Genomic DNA, 15,514 nt, shown 5'->3' on the forward strand with positions numbered 1-15,514 from the left:
TTAGGCCTTACCGTTCAACACCGCTTCAAGAATTGCCATTCGAACAAAGACGCCATTGGACATCTGGGTGATGATTCGCGAGCGTAAGCTTTCAACTAAGGCATCAGCTAACTCCACATCGCGATTGACTGGTGCTGGGTGCATAATGATCGCATGCTCTTTCATTCTTGCGGCGCGTTCGACGGTCAACCCGTGATTTTTTAAGTATTCTTCTTTTGAAAAGCTTTCCGTTCCATCATGGCGCTCGTGCTGGACACGAAGCATCATCATGACATCGACTTCTGCGACCAATTCGTCGAGTGGCATCCAGTGACCGTATACTTCAAATTCTTCGTCATACCATTCCTTTGGACCTGAGAAGAAGACTTTCGCGCCGAGACGCTTCAACATTTGCATGTTTGATTTCGCGACCCGTGAGTGGGTGATGTCGCCTACGATTGCGACTTTCAAGTCGTCAAAGTGCCCGAACTCTTCATAGATCGTCATCAGATCTAGCAAACATTGCGTTGGGTGTTGGCCGCTGCCGTCCCCGCCATTGATGATACTGCACTGGATCGTTTTGCTTTGGATCAAAGAGTCGTAGTAGTTTTCATCGCCGTGGCGAATGACCGCAACGTCTACACCTAAAGCCGACATCGTCAAGACCGTGTCATACAAGGTCTCGCCTTTTTGAACAGAGCTGGTGGAGGCTTCAAATTCGATGACTTCGATCCCTAGTTTTTTCTCAGCAACATCGAAGCTTTTGTGGGTTCTGGTACTGTTCTCAAAAAAGAGATTTGTTGCGAAATATTGTTCTTTTTGGGGCATCCATTTCGCCCCTCTTTTGAATTCTTGTCCTCTGCGGATGAGTCCCATCACTTCACGGTCTGTCAATGCTTCGACCGTCAAAAGATGCTTTAAGCTGATTCTTTCGGATTGAATAATCATGAATGAATTCCTCCTTTGATTCTGTTTAAACGATGAGTTGGCACAAGTTATTTTTCTTCGCTGCGAGAGCTGTCAGGTAAAATAAGATTCAAGAAGATTCCTAGGACAGTTGCTAACGCCATTGCGGATAAGGTGAAGGTACCGACCGTGAAGACAAGCCCGCCGATTCCTACCACAAGGATCACTGACGCAATGATCAAATTCTTCTTACGATCAAAATCGATTTTATTGTCGATCAAAATTTTCAACCCGCTGGCAGCGATGACGCCAAAGAGCAGGAAGCTGATCCCTGAGATGACTGGACCAGGAATACTTAAGATCAATGCGCTTAGTTTTCCAACGAAGCCTAGTACGATGGCTAGAATTGCCGCACCACCGATGACGAACACACTGTGGACCCGTGTAATTGCTAAAACCCCGATGTTTTCTCCGTAACTTGTCACTGGGGGTCCCCCAACGAGACCGGCTGCGATTTGAGCAAAACCATCGCCCAAAAGTGTTCGGTTCAAGCCTGGCTCTTCAAAAAAGTTCCGCTTCGTTAATTTGTTCAAGACCATCAGATGACCGATGTGTTCGGTCATGGTAACAAAAGCGATCGGCGCCATCGTCGTGATCGCATTCAGATACAGTTTTGGTTCATAGTTAATGAAGGGAATCTCGAAGTTCGGCATGCCAAACCAGTTGGCGTCAATGATGGGCTGTACATCGACGATTCCCACTGCTAAGGCGATCAAGTATCCGCCCACGATCCCCAGAAGGATCGGAATCAGTCCTAAGAACCCTCGCAGAAACATATTGAAGAAAATCGTTAATCCTAAGGTAGCCAAGGCTACCAGAATGTACTTGAAATCGTAGACTGAGTCATTGTACATCGCATTCTGAGCTGCGTTAGCGGCTAACCCTAATCCAATCACCATAATCACAGGACCGACAATGATCGGTGGTAAGATCTTATCCAACCAAGCAGCACCTGCACGTTTAATGATCATCGAAACGATCACGTAGACCAACCCAGTCGTGATGGCGCCTTGTGCAATAGCTGGGTAGCCGTCAGATTTCATCAGCATCTGCATCGCTGCGATAAACGCAAAGCTGCTGCCTAGATACGCTGGAATCTTCCCTTTCGTCGTAACCAAGTAAACCAATGTTCCAATACCTGAACTAACTAAAGCGATGCTGGGGTTGATCCCAACGAGGATCGGAACTAAAACGGTTGCCCCAAACATCGTGAAAAGATGTTGTAAGCTTAGGCCTAACCAAGGCAGTGCTTTGGGCCGATCTTTGATGTCTAAAACTGCGTCTGGATTGCGAAATTCTTGCTTCTGCATGTTGCTGTCACTCTTCTTCCTAGTCGTTTTCTTTATTGATCATGATCCGGTCAGAACCATCTGATTCTTCCATCTCCACGATAATTTCTTCACTTAAAGCAGTTGGAATATTTTTTCCAACAAAATCTGCCCGAATCGGCAGTTCACGATGACCGCGGTCAACTAAAACGGCGAGTGAGATTCTTTTTGGTCGACCAATATCCATGATGGCATCCAAAGCTGCCCGAATCGTCCGTCCTGTAAACAAGACATCATCGATCAAGATGACTTCTTTGCCATCAATGGCAGTCGGGATGTCTGATGAATGGATCTCTGGATCATCTTCTGTCTTTTTGTCATCTCGGTACAAGGTGATGTCCAATTCACCGACAGGTACTTCTACGCCTTCTAGTTGTTTTAAACGTTCTGCTATTCGTTGCGCGATATAGATGCCGCGGGTTTTGATCCCTACCAGCACCAAGTTATCAATGCCGCGATTTCTTTCTATAATTTCATAGGTGATCCGCGTTAACGCTCGTTTCATTGTTACTGCATCTACTACTTCTTTCGCTGCCATATGTTATTCCCTCCTAATTTTGAACATAAAAAAACTCCTACCTGCTTGAGGTAGGAGTCATGTTTTCCGATCGTTGCCTAAAATCCCATTCTGTGGATTTTGGGTACACGTTATCATCTAGTAAGGGTTCGAATCTCCAACGCGGGAGTCGTCTGCTTACTCATTCCTTCTTAGCCTCACGGGACTACATTTAAAGGAACTATTTAGTTGTTACAATTACTATACAGTTCTCACACAAAAAAATCAATCATTTTTTCGCAATTTTTTTAACGTGTCCGCGAACAGCTCTGGTAATGGCGCTTCAAAGACTAGCGACTCGCCTGTTGTTGGGTGGGTGAAGCCTAGAAGCTTGGCATGTAAAAACTGCCCATTGCCTTTTAGCGTGCGTTTAGGTCCATATAGCGGATCGCCAGCTAGCGGAAAACCGATGTACTGCATGTGGACTCTTATTTGATGGGTTCTTCCTGTTTCCAGCTGTAGTTCTACTAAGGTGAACTGCTCGAAGCGCTCCAACACGGTGAAGTGAGTGACAGCGGGTTTGCCATTTTCGATCACGGCTTGCATTTTGCGATTGACTTTTGAGCGACCGATCGGTGCATTGATGGTGCCTTTTTCGTGGCTGATCGTACCATGAACCAATGCTACATACTTGCGTAACGATGTTTTGTCTTTCAATTGTTTCGCTAACGACTCATGTGCCTGATCATTTTTGGCGATCATTAACAGACCCGACGTATCTTTGTCGATTCGATGAACGATTCCTGGCCGAACAACATCATTGATCGTGGATAAATCATCCATATGGTACAATAACGCATTAACCAAGGTGCCATTTGGATGCCCAGCGGATGGATGAACCACCATCCCTTGCGGTTTGTTGATGACTGCCACATCAGCATCTTGATAGACGATCGTCAAAGGAATATTTTCTGGTTGTAAGTCTACAACTTCAGGTTCTGGTACTTGGATGATCAAGTGATCACCTGCTTTTACCTTATAATTTGCCCGAACCGTTTCGCCCTTCAATGTGACCGCATCTTCTTTTAGCCACTGCTGGATTTGTGACCGACTATGATTTGGCAAGCGTTCAGCCAACACTTTGTCGACCCGCCCTTTTTCTTCTTTAATGATTACTTCAATTTGCTTTTCCATTTGATTCTCCTTGTTTCCCTTTTGCTTCGTCATCTACCAGTGCATAAATAAAAATCAAGATCACCCCGAACACTAATGACATATCAGCGATATTGAAAATTGGGAAATTGATAAAATCAAGCTGGAACATATCGACCACAAAGCCATGCTGCAACCGATCGATAAAATTACCGATCGCCCCACCTAGAACAAACGCCAGTCCGAAACGAAACCATAGACTGCTTTTTTGGTAGCGAAACAATAGGTAAACAACAACAGCAACCGCGATAACGGTGATGATCGCAAAAAAGGTGATTTTTCCTTCTAGAATACTCCAAGCTGCACCCGTATTCTGAAGATAGGTCAGGGACAACACATTGTCGATCAGAGAATGTGTTTCACCCAGTTGATAATTGGCAACGATCCAAATTTTCAGCCATTGATCCAAGCCAATGACAACAGCACTTAACAAAAAAAACAACGCGATCATAAATTTTCCACTCTTTCTTCTTTAAAAATATCTCGCGGACGGATGATGCCCAAGAGATTTCCATTCGGATTTTTATCCTTGGTGATCAAAACCGCCTCAAGCAGGGCATTTTTTTGAAACAATTCTTCCACTTCTACGATGGTCGTTTCAGCCGACACGAAACAATAATTCGATCGTTTCCCATCTCCTGCTAATAATTCATCTGCCGTTCTGCCTGCCAACTTGATTTCACCATGGAGACTTTCTTTCGCTAACCAGTATCCCAGCATCCGCAAGGTGATCAAGCCCAAAAATCGACCATTATCATAGATCGGAAATTGTGAATAGCGCTTTTGGGCAACGATTTTCAATAACTCTGGTAATGGCAGGTGCTTTTCAAAACCAGTCACTCGTTTCGCAAAACGCGGCATGACTTTTTCAGGTGCCAGCAAGGAGCGTTCAATTTCTTGGATGCGATTGACGACCCATTCATTCGGTTCCGCAATGACAAAGTTTTCTCCGATTTTTTCATGTACGATGGCATTGCGCAGCTGAGCCATTTGTAATAGATCATCTTCTGCTCTTCTGACATTGATATTTTTGCTTTTTGACAAGCGACGAACCATTTCAGAAAAACCCATATTCCGCGGATTATCCAATTCGTCACGAAGCCGCTTTTCGATTCGATTGAAACTGCTCAAAAATTGATCTGCACCACTAGCCATGAGGAACCTCCTTGATAAGATACGCTTTTTTTAAATAAATCAAAATAAAGACAAAATATGCCACTAAATACACACCGACAAAAAGCAACGAGTAAAGGGAGATGGATAATAAGCCCAATACCCCCATCATGAGAAAAAGGCTTAAATAAAAGCCGATATATATTCTTTTAAGCGCAGGATTCATCACGACCTCCAGCTTGAGCGCTGATTGGCCTTTTGGTAACTGAAAAGGCTGACTTTCTAAAAAAAACATGCGCACACGAATCGGCGTCTGCTCAGCTAGCCCCAAAAAAATCGTTTGCTGATGATTGATGGCAGCGATTCTTTTTTTTCCTTGCATGACCTCCAAGGGACTGCCCATTCCATAAAAACCAGTCCTCCTAGTTAGTTGTAGCTCCATTGACAAAGATCACCTCAATTGGTTAAGTATACTTGATTATCAAAAGAAAGAAAATAGACTTTTGCTTGCTTCCTTGATTATTATAACAAGAATCCCTACTTTTATCTTCCATCACGTCTAATGAACGAGAAAAAGACGAATGCCGCTTGCACCCGTCCTTTCAAATCATCTCTTTCCGTTTTTCCGTTTCAAATGCCGCGAATGCCTTCTTTGTTTGTGATAGCTCTTTTAGAAAAGACCGATCGCTTGGCCATCAGAAGTCACGTCCATATTGATGGCGGCAGGTTTCTTCGGTAATCCTGGCATCGTCATCACGGCACCTGTCAAGGCTACGATAAAGCCAGCCCCTAATTTTGGCACGAATTCGCGAATCGTTACTGTAAAGTCATCTGGTGCGCCCAATCGCTTTGGATCATCACTGAAGGAATACTGGGTTTTTGCCATACAGATCGGCAGCTGATCCCAGCCTTGTTCTTTGAAGCTTTGCAACTGTGCCTTGGCTTTCGGCGCAAACTCAACCTCTGCCCCGCCATAGATCTCACGCACGATCAAAGAAGCTTTATCCGCTAAAGGCAAATCGTCGGTATACAAGCGTTGATAGTTGGCAGGTTTTTCCTCGATTACTTGAACCACTGCTTTTGCTAGATCCGTTCCACCTGCACCACCGTCTGCCCAAACGGCTGTCCGTGCGATGGTGACGTCGATTTGCTGGCACATGGTTTCGACTAGTGTTCGCTCCGCTTCGGTGTCTTGTGAGAACTCATTAAGCGCAACGACAACTGGAATCCCGTATTTACGCATGTTTTCAACATGTCGCTTTAAATTACTGAAGCCTAACTCTAATGCTTTTAAGTTTTCTGTCCCTAAATCAGCCACAGCGACCCCACCATGCATCTTCAGTGCTCTGATCGTCGCTACTACTACGATCGCATCTGGTGCCTTTGATAAGTTCGGTGTTTTGATATCAAGAAATTTCTCTGCCCCTAAGTCAGCACCAAACCCAGCTTCGGTCACCGTGTATTCGCCTAAGTGCAAAGCCGTCTCGGTTGCGATGACACTATTACACCCATGGGCGATATTTGCAAAAGGTCCGCCATGGATCAGCGCAGGGGTTCCTTCAATCGTTTGAACAAGATTCGGTTTGAGGGCATCTTTTAAAAGTAAGGCTAAAGCACCTTGGACCGCCAGATCTTTTACGTAAATCGGTTGTTTCTCAAAAGAATAACCAATTAAAATCTTTCCTAATCGCTCTTTTAAATTATCAATGCTTGTTGCCAAGCACAAAATCGCCATGATTTCACTAGCAACGGTGATGTCAAAACCGTCTTCTCGGGGAACGCCTTGTAACGGTCCCCCTAGACCGACAATCACTTGTCGTAACGCTCGATCATTCAAATCGACAACTCGTTTCCATGTGACCCGACGTCCGTCGATCCCCAACTCATTGCCTTGCTGGATATGATTGTCGATCAATGCAGACAAGGCATTGTTTGCTGCTGTGATCGCATGCATATCGCCAGTGAAGTGTAAGTTGATGTCCTCCATCGGCAACACTTGTGCTTTGCCGCCGCCGGTGGCGCCGCCTTTGATGCCCATTACTGGTCCTAAAGATGGCTCACGTAAAGCGATGACGGTTTGCTTGCCGATTTGATTTAACGCATCTGCAAGTCCAATGGTCACGGTTGACTTGCCTTCTCCAGCGGGTGTCGGACTGATCGCTGTGACTAAAATGAGTTTACCCAGCGGATTGTTTGCTTTTTCGGTGATTGCCGACCATTCGATTTTTGCTTTATACTTGCCATAAAGTTCCAGGTCATCGCCTGTTAAACCAAGTGGTTCAGCAATTTCAATAATCGGTTTAGGCATTGATTCTTGTGCAATTTCGATATCTGATTTCATTTTTACCCTCAATTCACGAACTATTTAGCACTTTAAAATGTATTTTGTTTGCTATGCTCTTATTATACTTGATTTTATTCAGAAAGAAAGAGAGATTTTTCACACTTTTACAAGAAGTTTCACGAATCCTTTATGTAAACAAAAAACAACGTCCCTCTTAAGGCTGTAACGCCAAAAGGAGTGATCGCTGCTTTCTAGATTTCTATGAATTACTCGTTGGTTTTGACCTGCACCCTTTTTTCAGGGATTTTTTCTTGAAAAAAAGTTTCTAACCATGCCACATCTTTTTTACGCAACGTGAAGGTATACGTTTTTTGATGATCGGTAATGCTTATTAAACGGTTTATAATTTGCCATTTTTCTATCTCAGGTAAAGAAATAAGGCTTTTCTTCCATAAGCGCGCATAGCGAATCAGGAGCAAATCATTCCTGATGAGCATGCTTCGGTGAATCCCTAACCATACAAAAAAGAAAAAGACGGCTAAAACGAGGTTGCTTTTCCAATAAGGTCTGGTATTTTCTAACGAAAGAATCAAACTGATAAATAATATCATCATAGTAAACGACCAATAAATGATCGCTGTAGCAGCTTCCGGTTGCCAATACAATTTACGCTTCATAAAAGTTCCTCACAACATAAAATTTCTAGTATACTATCTTTATCATATCAAAAAAGGGTGAGACAATGTTAAAAGTTTATCTTGATGCTTCCACGAAAGGCAACCCCGGCCCTAGTGGCGGTGGAATCGTCATTGTCGGTACTGATCTGCATGAACAAATTGCGTTTCCGCTACCTGATTCAACCAACCACCAAGCAGAGTTCGCTGTGATGGTCAATGCGTTGCAGCTGCTGATTGACAAAGGTTTACAGGAACAGACAATTATGCTCTATACCGACAGCAAAGTCGTTGCGCAGACCATCGACAAGAATTATACCAAAAACCCTGCTTTTTCTGATTATTTAACAGAAATTCAATACTTGTTGAAACAGTTCGCTTTAGCAATCATCCAATGGGTCCCTGAGAGTCAAAACAAAGGTGCCGACCATTTGGCACGCCAAGGATTAGCAAAAGCGATGAAATTAAAGGATCGGAGACAATAACCGAGAGAAGTTTTGTTTGAAGCGCAACCAGTAAGATTGCTTCGCCAAAATTTCATCCGTCAGTAATGTTGATTGTGCCATATCCTCTTCAAAGAAGCCTTTCAACGTTTGCGTGACATCGTGATCGTAGGCGAAGGCATTGACTTCAAAATTCAAGGCATAACTCCGAATGTCTTGATTCGTCGTCCCAAAGGAACTAATGGTATCATCCATCATGACCGTCTTCGCATGGAGGAAACCATTGTTATAGATGTAGATTTTTGCACCACGGCGATGCAAGTAATTGGCATAATGCTGTGTTGCCCGATAAATGAATGGGTGGTCAGGCATACATGGAATCATGATTCGAACGTCTACACCTGAGTGGATGGCAATTTCCAATGCGTTCATCATACTGTCATCAGGAATCAAATAAGGCGTTTGGATCCAAATCGATTCTTTGGCAGCTAAGATCATTTTTACAAAACCGCCTTTGAGAATTTGGGTCTCACTTTCAGGCCCATCAGCGACGATCTGCAAATCAACATTTCCAGAGCGCTCTTTCGGCGGTAGAATAAAGTAGCGATCCTCGTATTCCAGCTGATCCTCTTCTCTTTTTACAGATGCGTTCCAGTCACGAATAAAAATCTCTTGTAGTGTAAAACTGGCAGTACCTACGATTCTCGCATGGGTGTCTCGCCAATAGCCAAATTTGGCCTTTTTCCCTAAATACTGATCGCCGACATTAAAGCCGCCAGTCCATCCGATTTGACCGTCGATCACAACGATTTTTCGATGTAGATGGTAGTTCAATCGTGTGTTGCGGATTAGGTTCTTCGAAGTGATGAAAGGCACGACTTTTCCACCGGCATCAATCAACGGTTGAAAGAATTTCCGATTGGCCTTCGGTGACCCCCATGGATCATAGACCAAACGCACTTCAACACCTTCACGGGCTTTATCGATCAAGATTGTCAAGAATTGGCCACCGATCTCATCATTAAAAAACGAATAATACTCCACATGCAGATTATCTTCTGCTTGCTTCATATCCTCAAACAATGCGGCAAATTTTTCTTTTCCATCTGTATAAAATTCTACTTTGTTTCCTTTCGTCAAGGGCGATTCATCAAGGTTCTTAAAATAGCGCTCTAATAGATGATTGTCATCTGAGTAAGGATGTTCAGGAAAAGAATAATTGTGCACTTTGATGATTTGATTCAACTCATTGATCCTACTTTGGTGGTGCTCACTAAATTTATAAATAATTTCTCCGTCGATCCCCCGACCACAAAACAAGTACAACAAGAACCCGATGCCGGGGATGAATACCAACGTCATCATCCAAGCAAAGACACTTGCAATCGAGCGTGGTTTCCGAAAAACAGTAATAAAGGCAGCGATCGTATTAATAAACAATAGTGCCAATAATACCGTGGAAATCATGCTCATATCCATTTTTATCATAGTTTCCTCCTATATCCTGTAACCCTATAATAGGTAACTGTGATCGAAAGCAAGCTTCAATTCATAGTCCCCTAGTGTTTCTTTGATTTTTTGTTTCAGCATTTCTTCGATTTCTTGATCACTATACGCCGATTTTGCGGGAATCACTAAATCAAAAGCCAACAGATCTCCTTTGACCTGAAAATCATGCATCCGTAACTGTGGGTCAACGAAGCGAATGATCTTTGACACTTCTTTTTTTAAATGCCGATACTGCTGATCTTGAATTGGTACGGGATCAAGATGACAGACCAGGTCGACCTTTAAAGATTGGCGAAAATCTTGTTCAATCGCATCAATCACCTCATGCGCTTCCCGTAAAGACCACGTTTCATCCACTTCGATATGCACACTGGCAAAGCGATTTTTCGGTCCATAATTATGAACCAGTAAATCATGGTAACCGAGAATCGTCGGATAGTGATCCAAGCGTTGCTCCATGGCAGCTACTTCTTCTTGGGTTGGGCGTGCCCCTAATAATTCGTTGATAAAGGAACGAATCATTTTGATTCCGCTAATCAAAATATACAAGGCAATCAGACAGCCGACGAAGCCATCGATACGTAGGCCAGTCAACCACTCGATCGTTGCTGAAAACAAAACTGCCCCCGTTGTATACACATCGTTGAGACTGTCTTGTCCGCTGGCTTTAAGTGTTTGAGAGCCGATCAGGTTCGCCAGTTTGCGGTACATCGCTCCCTGCCAGATTTTGATCAAAATCGATAAGACCAAAACGATAAACAATAGTGGGGAAAGACGGATACTCGTCGGTTCCATGATGCGTTGCACAGAGCTGATGAGAAATTGGCCGCCAACAAACGTGATGATCAAAGATACTACAAACCCACTGATGGCTTCAAATCGCTCATGACCATATGGATGTTCACTGTCGGCTGGTTTCGCAGAGATCCGAAAACCGATCAATGTTAAAATAGACGAAGCGGTATCTGAAAGACTGTTGATGGCATCTGCCATAATCGAAACAGACTGGGCAGATAAGCCAATGATAAATTTCCCGGCAAATAATAGTAGGTTGGAAAGCAACCCGAGGCTGCCTGCTAATTTCCCGATGGCTGTACGTTCGTAGACACCATTTTTTTTGCTACGATCTAAAAAAAAGTTTAGCAAATCATCACCCTCTCAAAAAACCATCTTTCTTATTTTACCCCGAAGGAATTCAATTAAACAACTATTCGTATCGTTTTTTCGAAAAAAAAGCGAATTCCCTTCAATTATCAAACGCATTTTCAGATAACACGTAGGAAAAAAGGAAAAAGATAACGGAAGGGTCTCCCCCTCCGTCATCTTCGTTCAAAAAAGGAATGTGTTAAAGACCTACGCTCCTCTTTCACCTATCTTCTTAAAGGAAAGGAACTCGCGGGTACAGATTCAACCATAGTGTGCTTACTTGGCAGCTAACCACGCTGCTGCTGTCTCAAGTGCTGCTGCGATTCCTTCTGGATTCTTCCCGCCGGCTTGTGCCATATCAGGACGGCCGCCACCGCCGCCGCCAACTTTAGGTGCGATCTCTTTGATCAAATCGCCTGCTTTCAATCCTTTTTCGTTGGCTGCTTTGTTCATGGCAGCTAAAAGATTCACTTTGCCATCATTCGCGGTAGCTAACACTAAAATATCAGAATGGTCTTTTTGTTTCCATTGGTCAGCTAGTTGACGTAATTGGTTCATGTCCTTTACAGTCACTTTTGCTGTGATCAGACGCAGACCATTTACTTCTTTAACATCTTTGAAAACATCCCCTGCTTGCTGGTTTGCTAACTTGCTGGCAAGAGCTTCGTTTTCTTTTTGCAATTCACGCAGCTGCGCTTGCAGTTGTTCTGTTTTGGCAACGACTTCTTTTAATTGGGCGGATTTAACGATCCCTGCAATTGCTTTTAATTGCGCTTCTTCTTCATGCAATAACGTATAAGCTTCTTGACTAGTCACTGCTTCGATTCGACGAACACCAGCACCGATCCCTGATTCAGAAACGATTTTGAAAATACCGATATCCTCCGTATTTGCTACATGGGTTCCCCCACATAATTCGATCGACCAATCGGCAACATTGACGACGCGAACGTCATGCCCATATTTTTCACCAAAGAGTGCCATCGCTCCCATGCCTTTTGCGGTATCGATATCCGTTTCGATCGTCACAACAGGAAGAGCTTCCCAAATTTTCTGGTTGACGATTTGTTCCATTTGGCTCAGCTCTTCGCTGGTCACTTGCCCAAAATGACTAAAGTCAAAGCGCAAATGTCCTGGAGCAACTAATGAACCTGCTTGGTTCGCATGGCTGCCTAATACTTCTTTTAAGGCTTTATGCAATAAGTGAGTCGCCGTATGATTTTTAATGATCTTATTGCGACGATGCTGATCCACTTGTAAGAAATAGTTCACGCCTTCTTTTAGTGGCGCTTTGATTGTAGCAGTATGCAAGAACTGACCGTTCGGTGCTTTTTTGACATCCGTCACTTCCGCTACGATCGTACCATCTTCTGCTACGATCGTGCCTGTGTCCGCAACTTGTCCACCCATTTCTGCGTAGAATGGTGTTTCGGCAAAAATCAGTTTTGCTTCACCTGTCGAAACAGAATCATGTAACGCTTCGTCTTGGATGATCACTAATAATTCGCTGTTTGCTTCAAGTGAATCATAGCCAACGAAACGGCTGTCTACTTTGATATCTGTCAATAAAGCGGATTGTACGCCCATCGAAAGCTCTGTTTGTCGAGCCGCACGAGCGCGGGCACGTTGTGCATCCATTTCTTGTTCGAACCCTTGGTGGTCCACTTTCAACCCTTCGTCTTCCGCCACTTCTTCTGTCAATTCAACTGGGAATCCGTAAGTGTCATACAATTTGAAAATATCTTGACCAGCTAACGTATCTTGACCGTCTGCTTTTACTTGGGCGATCACTTGATTTAAAATATCTAACCCTTCATTGATCGTTTCATGGAAACGTTCTTCCTCGTTGCGGATCACTTTCTCAATAAATTCTTGCTGCTCTAGTACTTCAGGATAGTAGCTTTCCATGATCTCGCCAACGATCGGTACTAATTTGTATAAGAAGGCAGTATCGATCCCTAATTTTTTCCCATGCATGACTGCACGACGTAATAAACGACGTAAAACATAGCCACGGCCTTCATTTGAAGGAAGTGCCCCATCGCCGATCGCAAAAGAAAGTGCGCGGATATGGTCTGCAATCACTTTAAAGGAGATATCTGTCGTTTTGCTGTCGCCGTAGTTCACACGACCGCTTAAATCTGCCACTGCATTAATGATCGGCAGAAACAAGTCTGTTTCAAAATTGGTTGGTGCATTTTGAACGATGGAAACCATTCGTTCCAGCCCCATCCCCGTATCAATGTTTTTATGTGGTAGTGGTTCATAGGAGCCATCTGGTTGATGATTGAATTCTGAAAAGACCAGATTCCAGATTTCCAAATAGCGTTCATTTTCGCCACCAGGGTAGTTTTCGGGATTATCTTCCGCTACGTCATTAAACTCAGGACCACGGTCATAGAAAATCTCTGAATCCGGTCCACAAGGTCCTGCACCGATGTCCCAAAAGTTGTCTTCAATCTCAACGATATGCTCTGGTGGTAAGCCGACTTCTTCTGCCCAAATCCGTTTTGCTTCTGTGTCTTTTGGATAAACCGTGACATATAATTTGTCTGAATCAAAAGCCATCCATTCTGGTGAGGTCAAAAACTCCCATGCCCAATGGATCGCCTCATTTTTGAAGTAATCGCCGATTGAAAAGTTGCCTAGCATTTCAAACATCGTATGATGTCTTGCTGTTTTCCCAACGTTTTCAATGTCGTTAGTCCGAATCGATTTTTGCGCATTGGTAATTCTTGGGTTTTCAGGAACAACACTGCCATCAAAATATTTTTTTAGCGTTGCCACCCCTGAATTGATCCATAACAGGGTTGGATCGTTGACTGGAACAAGGGACGCACTCGGCTCGATGGAATGTCCTTTTGATTGAAAGAAGTCCAAAAACATTTGGCGTACTTCTGCACTGGATAATTGTTTCACGTTATTCTCCTACTTTCTTCTGTGTTCGCTTAAGATACAGGGGCTGACAAAATTGCTGGTAAGGCGCTCTTATTCCTGTAGAGTCATTTTGACGATAAAAAAACACCATTGCAGAGCAAGGACGTCGATACGCGGTACCACCTTGCTTGCAATGATGTGACTCATTACCTCTTAGACTCGTTAACGCGGAGTGGACGGCAACATTTCTGCTGCAGTTGAGCACCAAAGGGAGCAATCCGTCCGAATTCATGTTTTTCTCTCAGCAGTGAAAAACTTTCTGTAATGAATCATCAAACCGACCATATCCTTCGTCATTCAAAGTATAAGGAAATGTTTCGAAAAAGTCAATCCTCAAATCCGTTCTTTGTTGATCAGAATCGCTTTGCGGTAACGATAGCTCTGGGGAGAAAGCTTTTGATCTGGCTGCAGCATTTTCCGTGAACGGTAATAACTGGCATATGGCAAGGCATCGAATAAAGGATGCCCACAAATCTGCCAGTTCTCCATTTTTAAAGACAAGCCATCTGTCAGCTCCCACGCATCCGCAAGCCCATAGGTGCAGCCAAATAAATTCGGTTCAAGCAATTCAGCGGTTGACAAAGAGACACCATCGTCGCAGGACTTTTCATTGCCCCAGCGAAAAAGTCGCCGAGTCGCAGCACCGCAAACGTATTCCCATTGATCCTCTGATAGCAGCTGAAAGCCTTGTTTGTCTAACTGCTGTTTCAATTCTGTTTGACTGACGGATTCGTGGGTAAATAACCGATAGGTTTCCGATAACGGCTCGAGTGCAGCAAAATAGCGATTCTCTTCGTGATAAAAAGCGGGTAATTCCCAACGCAAGCTTTCCTCAAAGGACGCTGGTGCTGTGAATTGTGCCTTTAGCTCTTTTTCGAAAACACTGAATTGATCGACTAACCCGTGAAACTCCCCAGTGATCGTATTTAACTGCCCGATATACCTTGCGCCAGCAGGCAGAGAACTTTTTTGGACTAGCATAGGATCAATCACAGCTTTGCGCAAAGGGCTCGTAGACTCATTGACAAAAATCCCCCAATCCTGGCTGGTTTCTAACTCATAGATTGTTTCCAACTGGCGAATGATTTCGTTGGGGGCTGACTGCCAATTTTTACTCCAGCAAGTAGCCGGTAATCCTTGCACACCGAGATCCCAACCTAAGATCGCCTCAGAGTTCCCTGGTATAAAGACAAAGTCTTCGCCATCGATCGTTAATTCAAAGGTAGCACATTTCAACCCTGCATACGTCAACTGACTAAAATGGACATCGGTGATCTCCTTTAAAGGACTGACAAAATACATTAAAATTTGCTGGATCAGCTGTTCTTTGATTTCAAAGGACAGTGTCTTCCAATTTGACCATTGTAACGCCTCAAAAAAATCCACGTCATTTCTCCTCTCATCTGCTACAATTACTATATAACGAG

The 15,514-nt window shown here is 43.8% G+C and carries 14 protein-coding genes; 1 reads left to right on the top strand and 13 read right to left on the bottom strand.

All coding sequences use genetic code 11. The features are described from left to right. From IGI96_RS16515 to IGI96_RS16555, 9 genes are all read right to left on the bottom strand, one after another. Entirely contained in the window at window positions 1–927 is a 927-nt protein-coding gene (locus tag IGI96_RS16515) for an aspartate carbamoyltransferase catalytic subunit (RefSeq protein ID WP_005226118.1), read from the bottom strand. Between the two features lie 47 nt (window positions 928–974). Next, on the bottom strand, window positions 975–2,255 hold the full coding sequence (locus IGI96_RS16520; RefSeq protein ID WP_086338195.1) for a solute carrier family 23 protein: 1,281 nt from the start codon (window positions 2,253–2,255) through the stop codon (window positions 975–977). 19 nt (window positions 2,256–2,274) lie between these two features. Next, window positions 2,275–2,811, bottom strand: a complete 537-nt coding sequence (gene pyrR / locus IGI96_RS16525) for a bifunctional pyr operon transcriptional regulator/uracil phosphoribosyltransferase PyrR (RefSeq protein WP_005231374.1) — start codon at window positions 2,809–2,811, stop codon at window positions 2,275–2,277. 243 nt (window positions 2,812–3,054) lie between these two features. Then, window positions 3,055–3,963 carry an RluA family pseudouridine synthase gene (locus IGI96_RS16530; RefSeq protein ID WP_005226121.1) on the bottom strand — a complete coding sequence of 303 codons (909 nt, stop codon included), beginning with the start codon at window positions 3,961–3,963 and terminating at the stop codon, window positions 3,055–3,057. Further along, the gene (gene lspA / locus IGI96_RS16535) at window positions 3,947–4,432 is read right to left on the bottom strand and encodes a signal peptidase II (RefSeq protein ID WP_005226122.1); all 486 of its coding nucleotides are present in this window, start codon (window positions 4,430–4,432) and stop codon (window positions 3,947–3,949) included. The genes IGI96_RS16530 and lspA overlap by 17 nt, the downstream gene beginning before the upstream one ends. Further along, a complete protein-coding gene (locus IGI96_RS16540) occupies window positions 4,429–5,136 on the bottom strand; it encodes a CBS domain-containing protein (protein WP_005226123.1) in 708 nt (235 codons plus the stop codon). Before IGI96_RS16540 ends, lspA begins: the two co-directional genes overlap by 4 nt. Beyond that, on the bottom strand, window positions 5,129–5,536 hold the full coding sequence (locus IGI96_RS16545; protein ID WP_074933801.1) for a hypothetical protein: 408 nt from the start codon (window positions 5,534–5,536) through the stop codon (window positions 5,129–5,131). The genes IGI96_RS16540 and IGI96_RS16545 overlap by 8 nt, the downstream gene beginning before the upstream one ends. A 228-nt stretch (window positions 5,537–5,764) precedes the next feature. Further along, window positions 5,765–7,435 carry a formate--tetrahydrofolate ligase gene (locus tag IGI96_RS16550; protein ID WP_015509731.1) on the bottom strand — a complete coding sequence of 557 codons (1,671 nt, stop codon included), beginning with the start codon at window positions 7,433–7,435 and terminating at the stop codon, window positions 5,765–5,767. A gap of 209 nt (window positions 7,436–7,644) precedes the next feature. Beyond that, on the bottom strand, window positions 7,645–8,055 hold the full coding sequence (locus IGI96_RS16555) for an EbsA family protein (RefSeq protein ID WP_005231379.1): 411 nt from the start codon (window positions 8,053–8,055) through the stop codon (window positions 7,645–7,647). 65 nt (window positions 8,056–8,120) lie between these two features. Between IGI96_RS16555 and IGI96_RS16560 the strand changes: the two genes are divergently transcribed. Continuing rightward, window positions 8,121–8,537 (top strand): ribonuclease HI family protein, encoded by a 417-nt coding sequence (locus tag IGI96_RS16560; RefSeq protein WP_005226128.1) that lies wholly within the window; start codon window positions 8,121–8,123, stop codon window positions 8,535–8,537. Here the strand turns inward: IGI96_RS16560 and cls are convergent. The 4 genes from cls to IGI96_RS16580 form a co-directional block, all read right to left on the bottom strand. Then, a complete protein-coding gene (gene cls / locus IGI96_RS16565) occupies window positions 8,517–9,983 on the bottom strand; it encodes a cardiolipin synthase (RefSeq protein ID WP_086338194.1) in 1,467 nt (488 codons plus the stop codon). The two genes, IGI96_RS16560 and cls, sit on opposite strands and share 21 nt — an antisense overlap. Window positions 9,984–10,007: 24 nt before the next feature. Further along, the gene (locus tag IGI96_RS16570) at window positions 10,008–11,150 is read right to left on the bottom strand and encodes a cation diffusion facilitator family transporter (RefSeq protein ID WP_074535780.1); all 1,143 of its coding nucleotides are present in this window, start codon (window positions 11,148–11,150) and stop codon (window positions 10,008–10,010) included. A gap of 276 nt (window positions 11,151–11,426) precedes the next feature. After that, window positions 11,427–14,069: an alanine--tRNA ligase gene (alaS, locus tag IGI96_RS16575; RefSeq protein WP_086338193.1), complete on the bottom strand. Its 2,643-nt coding sequence runs from the start codon at window positions 14,067–14,069 to the stop codon at window positions 11,427–11,429. A 351-nt stretch (window positions 14,070–14,420) separates the two neighbouring features. Then, window positions 14,421–15,473 carry a DUF7278 family profilin-like fold-containing protein gene (locus tag IGI96_RS16580; RefSeq protein WP_086338192.1) on the bottom strand — a complete coding sequence of 351 codons (1,053 nt, stop codon included), beginning with the start codon at window positions 15,471–15,473 and terminating at the stop codon, window positions 14,421–14,423. Between the last annotated feature and the right edge of the window lie 41 nt (window positions 15,474–15,514).

It is taken from the genome of Enterococcus sp. DIV0421 (assembly GCF_051713745.1).
Lineage (GTDB): Bacteria > Bacillota > Bacilli > Lactobacillales > Enterococcaceae > Enterococcus_D > Enterococcus_D casseliflavus.